Origin of the sequence: Rhodococcus sp. CX, from assembly GCF_015865005.1 — a bacterium.
Classification (GTDB): domain Bacteria; phylum Actinomycetota; class Actinomycetes; order Mycobacteriales; family Mycobacteriaceae; genus Rhodococcus.
Genome location: NZ_JADZGH010000193.1, coordinates 23,682 through 37,941 on the forward strand (window position 1 = coordinate 23,682; position 14,260 = coordinate 37,941).

The window sequence follows — 14,260 nt, forward strand, 5'->3', positions numbered from 1 at the left end:
CGTGCGGCTGATCTCCGGTACCAAGGTCACCTTGCTCAAGGTCGACGACAGCCTGCGGGTGGAACCGTCGTCGGCGTTGATGGGCGATCTCAAGGCGCTCCTCGGCCCGGGCTGCCTGGCTACTTAACCCGCCCGCGCGGTAGCGCCCGGAAACTCGAGTAGGGCGCTACTCGCGCGCTCCGGCGACCGCCGGACCAGCATCGAATGCGTATCACTCGGGCATTCATGCGAGGCGAAGATCATGAACAGGATCGGCGGTCGGGCGGTTGTTCTCGGGGGCAGTATGGGCGGGCTGTTGGCCGCCCGCGCGCTGGCCGAGTTCTACGACACGGTGACCGTGGTCGAGCGGGACGTGCTTCCCACCGGGCCGGAGAACCGGCGCGGGGTGCCGCAGGGGCGGCATGTCCACGCGCTGCTCGCGTCCGGAGCGGAGGCGATGGACGAACTCCTGCCCGGGCTGCTCGACGATCTGGCCTCCGAGGGTGTTCCGCAGATCGCGTACGGTGACATGGCTGGTGTCCACCTCGCCTTCGGCGGGCACACGTTCGGGAAGAGGGATCGTGTGCGGGACGGGTTCGCGACGTACCTGCCGAGCAGGTGCTTCCTGCAGAGCCGGGTGCGCAGTCGGATCCGCGAGTTGCCGAATGTCACGATCCTCGACGGCCACGGTGCCGGAGAGCTCACCACCACGGCCGATCGCCGTCGGGTCACCGGTGTACAGGTGGGCGGTGGTGGGAGCGCCCGGACACTCCGCGCGGATCTCGTGGTCGACGCCCGGGGACGCGGGGCCCGCACCCCGGCGATTCTCGAGGGCCTCGGCTACGGCCGCCCCGAGGAAGAGCACCTCGTGGTCGACGTGACGTACTGCAGTCGGTTGTTGCGCATTCCGCCCGGCATGCTGCGGGAGAAGATGGTCATCGTCGGACCGCAACCGGGGCGCCCGACCGGGATGGCATTGTTCGCCTGCGAGAACGATACGTGGATGTTCACGGAAACCGGGATGGTGGACACGGAACCGCCGACCGACCTCGCCGACACGATCGAGTTCGTCGAGTCGTTCACTCCGGCGCATGTGGTCGCTGCGCTTCGTTCGGCCGAACCGCTCGGTGCCGTCGCGAGACATCGCTACCCGTCGAGCCAATGGCGGCACTACGAACGCATGAGCCGGTTCCCGGCCGGGCTGCTCGTCTTCGGTGACGCGGTCTGCAGCTTCAATCCGATCTACGGGCAGGGCATGACCGTTGCGGCTCTCGAAGCCCTCGAGCTGCGAAAGTGCTTGCACTGCAGTGATTCCGACATTGCCGGCCGGTTCTTCCGGGCGGCCGCCCGGCCCGTCGGGGCGGCATGGAAGTTCGCGATCGGTGCCGACCTGTCGCTGCCGGAGGTCGAGGGACCGCGACCGTGGGGTGTCAGGATCGGCAACGCCTACGTCGATCGGGTCCTCACCGCCGCCGAGACCGACACTGCGGTCGCGATGCGCTTCCTCCGAGTCAGCAGCCTGTACGACCCGCCGCGGAACCTGGGGCACCCGGCCGTGCTGGCCCGCGTCTGCGCGGCCAATCTCCGGCGTCGCCGGCCCTCCACCTCGTCCGTGGATCGAGCGGGCACGTCCACCGTGACCGCGCACTGAGTGCGAGCCGACGGGACGGTATCGCCTTTCCCGACGTGCGGTGCCCGCAACGGACCTACCGTGGATTCATGGACTGGTCGAAGGCTCTCGGAATCCCGGCTGCGGCGCTGGCCGCGGTGGCGTCGTACGACCTGCTCCAGCGTCGGCACGCGCTGCTGAGGAACTTCCCGGTCCTCGGTCACGGGCGGTATCTGCTCGAGGCGATCGGTCCCGAACTGCGTCAGTACATCGTCACCCGCAACGACGAGGAGCGGCCGTTCACGCGCGACCAGCGGCACTGGGTGTATGCGGCGTCGAAGCGGCAGAACGACACGTTCGGCTTCGGCACGGACAACGACGTCGAGTTCACCGACGGGTACACGATCATCAAGCACCGCACGTTCTCCCGGATCCCGCCGTCCGGAGCGCCGCACAGCGGTGAGGGACTGGCGATTCCGTCGGCGAAGATCCTCGGCGGGCCGCGTGGGCGGGCGAAGGCGTTCCGGCCGGAGTCGTTCGTCAACGTCTCGGGGATGAGTTTCGGATCGTTGTCGGCGGCGGCGGTGGTGGCTCTGAACAAGGGGGCGGCTGCCGCCGGCTGCCTGCACAACACGGGGGAGGGCGGGCTGTCGCGGTACCACCGCAACGGTGCCGACCTGATCTTCCAGATCGGCACGGCCTACTTCGGCTGCCGCGACAGCGAGGGCCGTTTCGATCTCGACCGGCTCGTCGCGCTCACCGAATCGGCACCGGTGAAGGCCATCGAGATCAAGCTGAGCCAGGGCGCCAAACCGGGTCTCGGTGGTCTGCTGCCCGGCGCCAAGGTCACCGAGGAGATCGCCGAGATCCGCGGCGTTCCGGTGGGTCGCGACGTGGTGAGCCCGTCCCGGCACACGGCGTTCCACGACGTCGACAGCATGCTCGATTTCGTGGAGAAGGTTGCCTCGGCCACCGGTCTTCCCGTCGGGATCAAATCGGCGGTCGGCGATCCGACGTTCTGGCAGCTGCTCGTCGACGCGATGCGCGACGGTGACCGTGGCGTCGACTTCGTCACCGTCGACGGTGGCGAGGGCGGTACCGGGGCCGCGCCGCTCGTGTTCACCGATTCGGTGTCGCTGCCGTTCCGCAGCGGATTCGCCCGGGTCTACCGGCTGTTCGCCCTGGCAGGGCTGGCCGAGCGTGTGACCTTCATCGGATCGGGCAAGCTCGGTCTTCCCGACAATGCCGTTGCCGCAATGGCTCTCGGTTGCGACATGGTGAACGTTGCCCGCGAGCCGATGTTCGCGGTGGGCTGCATCCAGGCGCAGAAGTGCCACACCGACCGGTGCCCGACCGGCGTGGCCACCCAGAATGCTTGGCTGTCACGAGGTTTGGATGTTCCGTCGAAGGCCGATCGGGTCGAGCAGTATCTGCGGGCGCTGCGCCGGGAGGTGTTCAAGGTTGCGGAGGCGTGCGGTGTGGCGCATCCGAGCCTGATCACCACCGAGGACGTCGAGGTCGCCGACGGAAACCGGCATTCGGTGACCTTCTCCGAGTTGTACGACTACCGGGAGGGCTGGGGCCTGCCCGGTATCGCCGACCGCGACGAGATCACCCGCATCATGGCGGCGACCGCCGCGCAGCGCCCGGGCGACACCGGATCGCACGGCGCGAAGACGAAACCCTAGAAGACGAAACCCTGGAAGACGAACTCTAGCTGCGGCGGTAGTACGCCAGGCGACCCCACCAGGTCACGGTGGCTGCGGCCGCCGCCGAGAGCACGGCGGTCTGTCCGGACCCGGTGATGACGAACAGCGTGAGCAGCACCAGGAAGCCGACGACCAGGGCTTCGAGCTTGTACAGCGGCCACTCGGTGCCGGCGAGGTCGACTCCGGCCACGCGCCTGGCCCGACGGGCCGGACTGTCGAGAGTGGTCATCACGAGGCTCCTACGGTGCTGGAAAGTCTGTCATCAGGGTAGTCGCAGTCGAGAATTCGGGTCAACGAACTTTTTGCCCCGGGTGTGTCGGATCACAGATACGTGTTGACTGTCGGTATGTCTCTCATCGGAGAATACGAACCCAGCCCCGCGAAATGGGCCGCCGACCAGGTCGAGAAGTACGAATCCTCGGACGGCGCCGAGGGGAACACCATGCAGGGCCGGCCGGTGGTCATCCTCACCACCCGGGGCGCCAAGAGCGGCAAGCTGCGCAAGACGCCGCTGATGCGCGTCGAACACGAAGGCATCTACGCAGTCGTCGCCTCGCTGGGCGGTGCACCGAAGAACCCGACCTGGTACTACAACGTCGTCGCGAATCCGCACGTGGAGCTGCGGGACGGTGCCGAGGTGAAGGACATGACCGCACGCGAGGTCCACGGCGACGAGAAGGCCGTGTGGTGGAAACGCGCGGTCGAGGCGTTCCCCGACTACGCCGAGTACCAGAAGAAGACGGACCGGCAGATACCCGTGTTCGTGCTCGAACCGAGATAGGGGACCGACGGTCGCACACCACGGCGCGCCATTAGTCGAAGTCGACGACGGTCAGCACGAGCGGCAGGGCGTCACGACGCGGCCCGGGGTTCGGCTCGCCGAGCAGTTCGCCGCTCGCGGCGTCGAGCGTGCCCACGACGCCGAACTCGTCGAGCACGAACGGGACGTTGTCGGACGAGAAGATGAGCGGCGTGCGGCTCAACTGGAAGTGCAGGTGGGCCGCCGACGAGTTGCCCGAATTGCCGACCCGGGCGATCTCGTCCCCGGCGGACACACGGTCTCCGACCTCCACCCTGGGAGAACCGGGAGCCAGGTGGTAGTAGACGGCGAACAGGTCTGGGGCCAGTTCGAGGGCGACCATGTTCCCGCCGAGGTCGGCGAGCGTGAAGCCCGGACCGAGGGGCAGCTTGCCGGGCGGCGTGTCGGGAACGGATGCGTGGACGGCCACGACGGTGGCGTCGGCGACCGCGAGCACCGGGGCGCCGTAGGCGAGGTAGTTCTCGTTCTGTGCCGGATCCCCGTCGACCTCGACGCCCGGCTCGTAGCCGTGCTCACGGGTCGCCGCGACGTCGATCCGGCTCACGTCGATCGCGAACCGCTCGGCCCCGTTGATCCGGCCGCCCACCGGGAGCAGGACGTTGCGATGCGCGTTGAGGGTGCAGCATCCGTTCTCGACGATCCACCCCTGCCCGCGGAGCGGTGCGCCGACGACGACCGGCTCCTCGGTCGAGATCGTCACCGTTCCGCCCGTCTGCGTCACCTCGTCGGGCCAGAGAACCGCGACGCCGCCGTCGCCCGATTCCGGGGAGCCGAACGAGGCGGTGATCCGATGCGTGACGGTCGCGGGAACGGCATCCCGGCTGGGATAGGTGTCGTCGAGCACCAGCAGGGCGGTCTTACCCGCCGGGATCCGGATCGCCGGGTCGCCGCCCGGACGATGATCCTCGCCGACTACGGCGGTGCGGAACCCGTCGCGGACGGCGACCTCGTCCTCCGTCAGCGAGGCCACGACCTCGCCGTCGGTGGTGAGCGTCTCGACCGACGTGATGACGGCGGGCCGCGGGGCGAAGTTCAGCACCGTCAACTCGTAGGCCACGTGGAAGAGTTCGTCCGAGCCCGGCACGGGGACCGGGTCGGGTGCCACCACGCCGATGACGAGAGGGGAGATCTCGTCGGTTCCAACTGCCTCGTCGGACGACGATCCTGCCGGACCGCTCTCGGGCGTCGACGTCGGCGATGCCTCGCCGCCCGGGAGCAACGTGCAGGCCGCGACGACCCCCGCACTCGCCACGAAGACCATTGCCGATCGGACTCGCCCGATCCATACCGGCCCAGGCATGTCGTCAGTAGACCGTGTGCGCTGCGAATCCGCAAGCGATTGTCAGCGCAGATCGTCGCGGTCACGTGACCTGCTTTGGATGATCGGCGAGGCGGGTGGCAGCATTGACGGGTGACCACCTACCCGCACACCGCTGAACCGACTCGGACGCCCGTTGTGAACGTGGCCGACATCGACGCGGCGGCGGAGCGAATTTCCCCGGCGGTGGCACCGACTCCCCTCGAACATTGCCCGCGCCTGTCCGCGCTGACCGGCGCGAACGTCTACCTCAAGCGTGAGGACCTCACCCGGGTGCGGTCCTTCAAGCTGCGCGGCGCCTACAACGTGATGGCCCAGCTCAGCGACGCAGAACGGGCTGCCGGCGTCGTGACGGCCAGTGCCGGTAACCACGCGCAGGGCGTGGCGTACGCGTGCCGGTCGATGGGAATCAAGGGGCGCATCTATGTGCCCGCGCGTACCCCCAAGCAGAAGTGCGACCGGATCCGCGTCCACGGTGGCGAGTTCGTCGAGCTCATCCCGATCGGCGACACGTTCGATGCCGCGGCCGCAGCGGCCCGCGGCGATGTCGAGCGCACCGGTGCGACGATGGTCGCCCCGTTCGACGATGCGCGCACCGCCGCCGGGCAGGGCACGATCGCCCGCGAGATCCTCGCGCAGTTGCCGGCGGCACCGGATCTGGTCGTCGTGCCCGTCGGTGGCGGGGGGCTGTTGGCCGGCATCGCGGCCTACCTGCACGAGAAGTCGCCGACCACCTCGATCGTCGGCGTCGAACCGGCCGGTGCCGCGTCCATGACCGCCGCGCTCGTCGCGGGCGGTCCGGTGACGCTGCCGGAGGTCGAGCCGTTCGTCGACGGCGCCGCGGTCCAGCGGATCGGAAACGTGCCCTACGAGGTGGTGTCGCAGCTCGGCGCCGAGGTGGTGTCGCACTCGAGTCTGCCGTTGGTCGCGACGATCCGTCAGGACACGCTCGGCACTGCGGCGTTCGGGATGACCCAGGTCGACGAGGGCGCGATCTGCACCGCGATGCTCGAGCTGTATCAGAACGAGGGCGTCATCGCGGAACCGGCCGGTGCGCTGTCCGTCGCGGCGCTCGACCACATCGCCGCGGAGCCGGGATCGACGATCGTGTGCCTGATCTCGGGCGGCAACAACGACGTCTCCCGGTACGGCGAGATCATCGAGCGGTCGCTGGTGCACCGGGGACTCAAGCACTACTTCCTGGTGGATTTCCCGCAGGAACCGGGCGCGTTGCGGCGGTTCCTCGACGAGGTGCTCGGCCCGGACGACGACATCACGCTGTTCGAGTACGTCAAGCGCAACAACCGTGAGACGGGCGCGGCGCTGGTCGGCATCGAACTCGGCGCCGCCGACGGTCTGGCACCGCTGCTGGCACGCATGGATGCGTCCCGGCTCGAAGTGCAACGCCTCGAGCCTGGATCACCGGCCTACCGGTACCTGACCTAGGCGCCGGGCACCGGCGGAGGGACGGTGTTCGGCCTCACCAGGGGCTGCACACCAGCCACGGTCCGAACCAGAAGCAGTCCGCGCGCCACGGGTTGTCCCAGCGGTTGTTCCAACCGCGGTCCCAATCCCGGCCGCGATCGTGGTCCCTCCTGTTCCAATCGCCCTTCCCGTTCCAGTCGTTGTCGTGCCGGTCGGGATGCGGGTTGTCGTTGACGGGCTGCACGGCGCTCACCCCGGGTGAAGGGTCGAACGCCGGGGTCGCGGCGGCGATGCTGGCCGGTGCGACGAGAAGTGTTGTGGTGAGGAACGTGCCCGCCAGAATTTTCTTGAGATTCATGACGATCACCTCGGTAATGTGCCTGTATTCGCGACGGTACTCGTCCCGGTGAGGCATAATCAAACGTTTCGGCTACCGTCGGTTTCCGGGTCCGTGCGAGCCGCACGCGAGTCCTCGGATTCGTCGCGGCGCAGCAGCCGAGCGACCACTCGGCGATGGAGATCGGGGTCGGTGCGCGGCAGGCCGAGCAACGCTCCGAGGTAGATGCCGTCGCCGACGAGTCGCACGATTTCGGCGTCGACGGGGTCGTCGAATTCTGCCTGGAGTCCGTCGTCCCAGGACCGCATCACCTCGACGACGGCGCGCTGCACCTCGTCGTGCCGCCCGTCGGCGCTGCGCATCGCGGCGACCATCGAGCGGAACAGCGAGATCTCCGCGGCCTCACCCAGGTCGTCCGGATAGGACAGGTACCACTCGGCGACCCGGGTGCCTCCCGCGACGGCCTCGGCGAGTCGCTCGTCGCTGCGGGCGCCGAGCCGGCGCACCATGGCGGCGAGCATCGCTTCCTTGGTCGGGAAGTGGTAGAGCAGGCCACCTTTCGAGACACCGGCGGCCGCGGCCACCGCTTCGAGAGTGACCTGGGCGACGCCGATGTCGAGCAGTGTGCGTTCGAGTGCGTCGAGGATCCGGTCGCGGGTGTCGGAGACCATGGTGTGAGCCTAGTCAATCCGCTGTACCGGCCGGACGGTTCGTTGCTACCCTGAAAATCACTGTACCGGCTGGACGGTTAAGTAAATTCTCGAAGTCTCGGAAAGAAGTCATGCGCGAACACCCCGGCACCGCGACCATCCCTGTCCCCGTGAGGGCCGACGCCCGCACCTGGCTGGGCCTCGCCGTGCTCGCGTGCGCCGTGTTGCTCATCGCGATCGACGCGACCGTGCTCGATCTCGCCCTGCCGTTCATCAGCGCCGATCTCGCCCCCACCGGGGTGCAGCTGCTGTGGATCATCGACGTGTACTCGTTCGCCGTCGCGGGCCTGCTCGTGACGATGGGCGTGCTCGGCGACCGCATCGGGCGCCGCCGACTGCTGCTCGTCGGCGCGACCGGCTTCGCCGCCGCCTCCGTGCTCGCCGCCTGGGCAGTCGGCCCCGAGATGCTCATCGCGGCACGCGTGCTGCAGGGCATCGCGGGAGCCACCCTGATGCCCGCGACCCTCGGCCTGATCCGGCACATGTTCGCCGACGCGCGCCAGCGCACGCTGGCGATCGGTGTGTGGAGCGCGATGGCCGCCGGAGGTGCCGCGGCCGGGCCGATCGTCGGCGGATGGCTGCTCGAGCACTTCTGGTGGGGCTCGGTGTTTCTCGTCAATCTGCCGATCATGGCGATCCTGGTGATCGCCGCGCCGCGCCTGATCCCCGAGTCCCGCGATCCGGCACCGGGCCGATTCGATCTCGTCGGGGCGATCGCGTCGCTGGCAGCGGTGTTACCGCTCGTCTACGCGATCAAGGAGTCCGCGCTGCACGGCCTGCAACCGGAATACCTCGTCGCCGGCGGTGTCGGCGTGCTCGCGGCCCTGTTCTTCGTCCACCGGCAGCGCACCACGTCGTCGCCGTTGCTGGACCTGTCGCTGTTCGCCGAGCGCACCTTCTCGACCGCCGTGGCCGCCAACCTGCTGTCGGTGTTCGCGCTCGCCGGGGTGCTGTTCTTCGGCTCGCAGTATCTGCAGCTGGTGCTGGACGTGAGCCCGCTGACCGCCGGACTGCTCATGCTCCCGGGTACCGCGGCCAGTGCGCTCGGCTCGCTCGCCGCCGGACCGCTGACCCGTCGCCTCCCGATCGGTGGGGTGCTGGCGGGTTCGCTCGCGGCTGCCGCAGCCGGTGCCGGGGCACTGCTGGCGCTCGGTGCCGACGGCGGTGCCGGGGTGTTCGTCGCCGGTTTCACCGTCGTCGGTGCGGGTGTCGGCGTCGCGCTGACGCTCACCACCGATCTCGTGGTGGCCGCAGCGCCACCGGACCGGGCGGGCGCGGCGTCCGCCGTGTCCGAAACCGCGTACGAACTGGGGATGGCGCTGGGCGTGGCGGTGCTCGGCAGCGTCGTCAGCGCGACCTATCAGGGCCGGCTCGCGGAACTGTTCGCGTCGACCGAGGGGCTCGACACGCTCGGCAATCTCGTGGAGACGGCACGGCACCTGCCGGAGTCCGCGGCCGGAGCGCTCCTCGTGGAGGGCCGTGAGGCGTTCGTCGCCGGAATGCACGGTGCCTCGGCCGCCACCGCCGTCATCCTCGCGGTGACCGCCCTGTTCGCGTGGAGGATGCTGCGGCGACGCTGAGAAGATGTCACCGTTCGTGGTGGTCGATTTCGCCCTCGAACACCGCGAACGAGTGGCCCGGGATCAGGGCAGCCGATCGGGTCCGGTTGACCACCGGTTCGTCCCACCACATCAGCGGAACACCGCCGACCGGAACGGTGACCGGATCGGCTCCGAGATTGCAGGCGACGCGAATCGTCCCGCGGTGCACGACGATCCAGCGTTCCTCCTCGTCGTAGTCGACCTGGAGGTTCTCGAGCCACGGATCCGTCAGCTCGGCGCGGGCCCGGCGCAACGCGAGCAGGTCCCGGTAGCACGCCAGCAGTCGCGCGTGCTCGGGCTCGGTGCGTTCGGCGCGATTCAGGACCGAACTCCGGAACGTCTCCGGATCCTGCGGGTCGGGCACGTCCTCGACGCCCCAGCCGTGTTCGGCGAATTCACGCCTGCGGCCCTCGACGACCGCGGCGGCGAGTTCCGGTTCCGGATGCGAGGTGAAGTACCGGAACGGGGTGCCGGCACCCCACTCCTCGCCCATGAACAGCATCGGCGTGTAGGGGGAGGCCAGCACGAGCGCGGCCTTGACGGCGAGCTGTCCGTGATCGAGATACCTGCCCGGCCGGTCGCCGCGTGCGCGGTTGCCGACCTGATCGTGCGTGCACGTGTAGGCCAGCAGTGAACTGGCGGGGGTGCGGCGCACGTCGAGCGGGCGCCCGTGGATGCGACCGCGGAAACTCGAATACGTCCCGGCATGGAAGAAGCCGTGCTGCAGGGTGCGGGCGAGGCAGTCGAGCGAGCCGAAATCTCCGTAGTACCCTTGCCTTTCGCCGGACACCGCCGCGTGCACTGCGTGGTGGATGTCGTCGTCCCACTGCGCGTGCAGGCCGTAACCACCCGCCGAGCGCGGAGTGATCAGGCGCGGATCGTTGAGGTCGCTCTCGGCGATCAACGTCAGCGGGCGACCCAGATGTACGGACAGCCTGAAGGTTTCGGTCGACAGATCCTCGAGTACGTGGGTGGCGGTGTGGTCCACGAGCGCGTGGACCGCGTCGAGCCGCAGTGCGTCTATGTGGAAGTCGCGGAACCAACGCAGGGCGTTGTCGATGATGTAGCGGCGCACCTCGGCGGATCCGGGGCCGTCGAGGTTCACCGTCTCACCCCAGGTTCCCGCGCCGCCGGTCAGATAGGGACCGAAACGGCCCAGATAGTTTCCGGACGGGCCCAGATGGTTGTACACCACGTCGAGTACGACTCCGAGTCCGCGCGCGTGCGCGGCGTCGACGAAGCGCTGCAGCGCGTCCGGCCCGCCGTACGGCTCGTGCACCGCGTACCAGAGCACCCCGTCGTAACCCCAGCCGTGGGTGCCGTTGAACGCGTTGACCGGCATGAGTTCGACGAAGCCGACCCCGAGCTCGACCAGTTCGTCGAGATGCTCGATCGCGGCGTCCAGCGTGCCGGCCTCGGTGAACGTGCCGATGTGCAGTTCGTAGACGACGCTGCCCGGGAGTTGCCGACCGGTCCACGACGAGTCCGTCCAGACCGCTGGATCGAGCCGGTGCAGCTGCGACAGGCCGTGCACCCCGTCGGGCTGGCGGGGCGAACGCGGATCCGGCAGCGCCGTCTCGTCCTCGTCCACGACGAAGCCGTAGCGGGCGCCGGGGGAGGCATCGACCTCGGCGCGCCACCAGCCGTGCTGGTCGCGTTGCATCGGATGGACGGTGCCGTCGAGGTGCAGACGGACGGACTCGGGGACGGGGGCCCAGACCTCGAAGGTGTGCACGGGTCCAGCATGCACGGTCTGCGAGATGCGCGCAGCTTCACCCGATTCGGATGCCCCCGATTCGGATGCATTCGGGATGCATCCGATGGGCTAGGGTTGCTCGCGATGTCCGAGAACACCGGGAAGAGGACGTACAGGTCCCCGCTTCGGGAAGAAGCCGCTCGTCGCACCCGCGCCGCCGTCCGTGCCGCGGGTGCGCGGCTCTTCGTCCGCGACGGCTACGTCAGCACCACGGTCAAGCAGATCGCCGACGAGGCCGGGGTCGCGGTCCGGACGGTGTTCACGGCGTTCCCCGGCGGCAAGTCGGAACTGTTCCGTGAAGCACTCGACGACGCGGTCGCCGGGACCGGTGACCCCGCCGTCCCGGCGCGACGGGAGGTCGCGCACGGGGGTTCCGACGCCGACCTGATCCTCGAGCACGTGGTCGGATTCGGCACCGACATGCTCGAACGGGCCGGCGGCCTGCTCATGACGTCGATCGAGTCCTCGGGCGCCGACGAGGACATGCGGCGCTTCGCGGACGAGGACGCCCGCGCGACCGCCGAGAACGCCCGCACCATCGCCGAGGGCCTGCGCGCGAGCGGCCTGCTCCGGGACGGGGTGAGCGTCGAGCACGCCGCGGACGTGCTCTTCACGCTCAGCTCGCCCCAGGTGCACGCGCTGCTGCGCCGAACGTGCGGCTGGGACGTCGAGCAGTACCGGATGTGGTTGACGGAGACCCTGCGCGCGACGCTGCTGCGCTGAGTTGCCGCTGCGCCGAGTTCGGGCGCCGGATCAGGGAAGGGCGTCGAGATACAACCAGCGGCCGTCCTCGCGCACGAATCGGCTGTGCTCGTGCAGTGTGTCCTCGACGCCGTTGTACGTGTAGTGGGCGCGGAACTCGACGGTGCCCTCGGTGTGCAGGAAACCACCGCCGGTCGTGCGCAGCACTTCGAGTCCCGTCCACCGCTGATCCGGATCCAGCTCGAGCCGGGTCGGACGGGCGCTCGGATGCCACGTGCGCTCGAGATACTCGGCGTTCCCGACCGCGAACGCCGTGTACCGGGACCGCATCAGCCGCTCGGCGGTCGGTGCGTCCGCGCCGTCGAGCAACGGGCCACAGCACTCCCCGAACGGCACTCCGCGACCACACGGGCACGGGGAATCAGCGGCAGGGACTCGGGTACGTCGACGGTTCACGACACCCATTATCGCGGCCCTTGCCGAGTCAATCGGTGACGGGCACGATGGATTCCGTCTCCGGGAGGTCGCAGTGAGCGTCGGTATCGAGTCACGACTGAGCTACATCGACAAGCAGGGCCGGCAACATCGTTTCGAACTGTCGCCCGTGACACCGCGTGTCACGATCGGCCGGTCACCGGACTCGGATGTGCCGTTCACCGGCGACGAGGAGGTGTCGCGGCTGCATGCGGTCGTCGAATGGCTCGGGACGCACTGGACGATCGTCGACGACGGATTGTCGCGCAACGGAACGTTCGTCAACGGTGAGCGCATCACCGGGCGACGGCGACTGCGGGAAGGCGACAGCATCCGTATCGGCTCTATCCGGTTGACATTCCAGGAGATCGGGGTCGGGCCGGACGAGGCGACCCGGGTCGCCTCGGAATTGCCGACGGTCCGCTCCGTCACCGAAACCCAGCGCAATGTGCTGGTCGCCCTGTGCCGCCCGTACAAGCACGGCGCCGCGTTCGCCACCCCCGCCTCGAATCAGGCGATCGCCGCGGAGCTCTACCTGAGCGTCGACGCCGTCAAGACCCACCTGCGCGCGTTGTTCACCAAATTCGGTGTCGAGGATCTGCCGCAGAACCTCAAGCGGGTGCGGCTCGCCGAGCTGGCCCTGCACAGCGGCGTCATCACCGAGCGGGATCTCTGAGACGACTCCCGGCCGGCCTGCTCAGGCGACCCTCCGCAGCAGGCCCGCCAGCGCCTGCGCGACCTCGTCGGCCCGCTCGCGGAGCTGGTGCGTGTCGACGGGGCCGGGCACTCGGTGATCGGCGAGCGGCAGCCGCGATGCCAGCCCGGACGACAACTCGAACGGGGTCCACTCGTCGGCGGAACCGCACAGCACCAGTGCCGGTACCGCCGCGAGCACCGTCAGGGCCGCCGACTCGTCGAGTGCCGCGAACGACCGCAGGAACCCGGCCATCGTCACCACCGACGTATCGCTGTGCAGGACCTTCAGCAACGCAGCCCAGCGACCCTCCGATCCCGGACGGTCCGCCGGCGGCACCAGCAACGCGCCGACGCGTCCCCCGAATCGGATCGTTCGCTGCATGATGCGCGGCGCCCGCGTCACCGCCCGGTGGAACAGCTCGACCGCCGGGCTGTGCAGGTACCGCCCGAGACCGGACCGGTGCAGATCGCCCGCTGCCGTCGCGATCAGGCCGATCCCTGCCACCCGGCGGCCGATCTCGTGCGGATGCTGCCGCGCGTACGACAGGATCGCCATGCCGCCCATCGAATGCCCGACCAGCACGACCGGGCCGGACGCCACCGCGTTCAGCACCGCCCCGAGATCCCGGCCCAGCTGCTCGACGGTGTACGTCTCGGCGGGAGCGCCACCGGAGCGGCCGTGCCCGCGGTGGTCGAAGAACACCATCCGCACCGACGAGCCCGTCAGCCGCAGAAGCGAATCCCGCAGCGGCGACCAGCTTTCCGTGTGATTGCAGTGACCGTGTACGAACAGGACCGTCAGCGGCGCGGTGGCGGCTCCGACCTCCCGGACGGCCAGCGGCACCCCGTCGTCCGCTAGTACCGTGACGCGCCGGACGAGCCGGGCACTGCGAATGGTGGTCATGGCGATCAGGGTGCGCCCGGCACCGCGGTGACCACGACCGATCCCGGCGGTGGAAGTCCGCAACCCCGGAGTGGACTCCACAACACCTTGGGTTGGTGGACAATCGAAAAATGCACGAGCAGCGGTATGTCGGCGTCGTCGGACCCGGCGACGCCACCCCGGAGCAGCGCCGCGTCGCCCGTCGCGTCGGCGGATTGCTGGCCGGGCGGCGCGCAGTGGT

The 14,260-nt window shown here is 69.1% G+C and carries 14 protein-coding genes; 7 read left to right on the forward strand and 7 right to left on the reverse strand.

Features of this window, described 5'->3' with window-relative positions:
• Positions 1-241 precede the first annotated feature (241 nt).
• Complete coding sequence (locus I0Q12_RS20805) at positions 242-1,630, forward strand: NAD(P)/FAD-dependent oxidoreductase (protein WP_197254195.1); 1,389 nt, start codon at positions 242-244, stop codon at positions 1,628-1,630.
• A gap of 68 nt (positions 1,631-1,698) precedes the next feature.
• Entirely contained in the window at positions 1,699-3,276 is a 1,578-nt protein-coding gene (locus I0Q12_RS20810) for an FMN-binding glutamate synthase family protein (protein WP_197254197.1), read from the forward strand.
• Positions 3,277-3,301: 25 nt separating this feature from the next.
• Here I0Q12_RS20810 and I0Q12_RS20815 read toward each other — a convergent pair whose 3' ends face one another.
• Positions 3,302-3,526 (reverse strand): hypothetical protein, encoded by a 225-nt coding sequence (locus tag I0Q12_RS20815; protein ID WP_197254199.1) that lies wholly within the window; start codon positions 3,524-3,526, stop codon positions 3,302-3,304.
• A gap of 117 nt (positions 3,527-3,643) precedes the next feature.
• On the opposite strand from I0Q12_RS20815, the gene I0Q12_RS20820 reads away from it, so the two are divergent.
• Entirely contained in the window at positions 3,644-4,078 is a 435-nt protein-coding gene (locus tag I0Q12_RS20820; RefSeq protein WP_197254201.1) for a nitroreductase family deazaflavin-dependent oxidoreductase, read from the forward strand.
• Positions 4,079-4,109: 31 nt separating this feature from the next.
• Here the strand turns inward: I0Q12_RS20820 and I0Q12_RS20825 are convergent, their stop codons facing one another.
• A complete protein-coding gene (locus I0Q12_RS20825) occupies positions 4,110-5,369 on the reverse strand; it encodes a M23 family metallopeptidase (RefSeq protein ID WP_197254203.1) in 1,260 nt (419 codons plus the stop codon).
• Between the two features lie 159 nt (positions 5,370-5,528).
• On the opposite strand from I0Q12_RS20825, the gene ilvA reads away from it, so the two are divergent.
• Positions 5,529-6,881, forward strand: a complete 1,353-nt coding sequence (ilvA, locus tag I0Q12_RS20830) for a threonine ammonia-lyase IlvA (protein WP_197254205.1) — start codon at positions 5,529-5,531, stop codon at positions 6,879-6,881.
• Positions 6,882-6,915: 34 nt separating this feature from the next.
• Here ilvA and I0Q12_RS20835 read toward each other — a convergent pair whose 3' ends face one another.
• Both I0Q12_RS20835 and I0Q12_RS20840 read right to left on the reverse strand, forming a co-directional pair.
• Positions 6,916-7,218, reverse strand: a complete 303-nt coding sequence (locus I0Q12_RS20835) for a hypothetical protein (protein WP_197254207.1) — start codon at positions 7,216-7,218, stop codon at positions 6,916-6,918.
• 59 nt (positions 7,219-7,277) lie between these two features.
• Entirely contained in the window at positions 7,278-7,868 is a 591-nt protein-coding gene (locus tag I0Q12_RS20840; RefSeq protein ID WP_197254209.1) for a TetR/AcrR family transcriptional regulator, read from the reverse strand.
• Positions 7,869-7,978: 110 nt separating this feature from the next.
• Here I0Q12_RS20840 and I0Q12_RS20845 point away from each other — a divergent pair, with 110 nt between their 5' ends.
• A complete protein-coding gene (locus tag I0Q12_RS20845) occupies positions 7,979-9,487 on the forward strand; it encodes an MFS transporter (protein ID WP_197254211.1) in 1,509 nt (502 codons plus the stop codon).
• 7 nt (positions 9,488-9,494) lie between these two features.
• Here I0Q12_RS20845 and treZ read toward each other — a convergent pair whose 3' ends face one another.
• On the reverse strand, positions 9,495-11,243 hold the full coding sequence (gene treZ / locus I0Q12_RS20850; RefSeq protein WP_197254213.1) for a malto-oligosyltrehalose trehalohydrolase: 1,749 nt from the start codon (positions 11,241-11,243) through the stop codon (positions 9,495-9,497).
• A gap of 105 nt (positions 11,244-11,348) precedes the next feature.
• Between treZ and I0Q12_RS20855 the strand changes: the two genes are divergently transcribed.
• Positions 11,349-11,987, forward strand: coding sequence for a TetR/AcrR family transcriptional regulator (locus I0Q12_RS20855; RefSeq protein WP_197254215.1), 639 nt, complete (start codon positions 11,349-11,351; stop codon positions 11,985-11,987).
• Between the two features lie 30 nt (positions 11,988-12,017).
• Here I0Q12_RS20855 and I0Q12_RS20860 read toward each other — a convergent pair whose 3' ends face one another.
• The gene (locus I0Q12_RS20860; protein WP_197254217.1) at positions 12,018-12,431 is read right to left on the reverse strand and encodes a YchJ family protein; all 414 of its coding nucleotides are present in this window, start codon (positions 12,429-12,431) and stop codon (positions 12,018-12,020) included.
• Positions 12,432-12,495: 64 nt separating this feature from the next.
• Between I0Q12_RS20860 and I0Q12_RS20865 the strand changes: the two genes are divergently transcribed.
• Positions 12,496-13,116 carry an FHA domain-containing protein gene (locus I0Q12_RS20865; protein WP_197254225.1) on the forward strand — a complete coding sequence of 207 codons (621 nt, stop codon included), beginning with the start codon at positions 12,496-12,498 and terminating at the stop codon, positions 13,114-13,116.
• A 21-nt stretch (positions 13,117-13,137) separates the two neighbouring features.
• Here I0Q12_RS20865 and I0Q12_RS20870 read toward each other — a convergent pair whose 3' ends face one another.
• A complete protein-coding gene (locus I0Q12_RS20870; RefSeq protein ID WP_197254227.1) occupies positions 13,138-14,040 on the reverse strand; it encodes an alpha/beta fold hydrolase in 903 nt (300 codons plus the stop codon).
• Between the last annotated feature and the right edge of the window lie 220 nt (positions 14,041-14,260).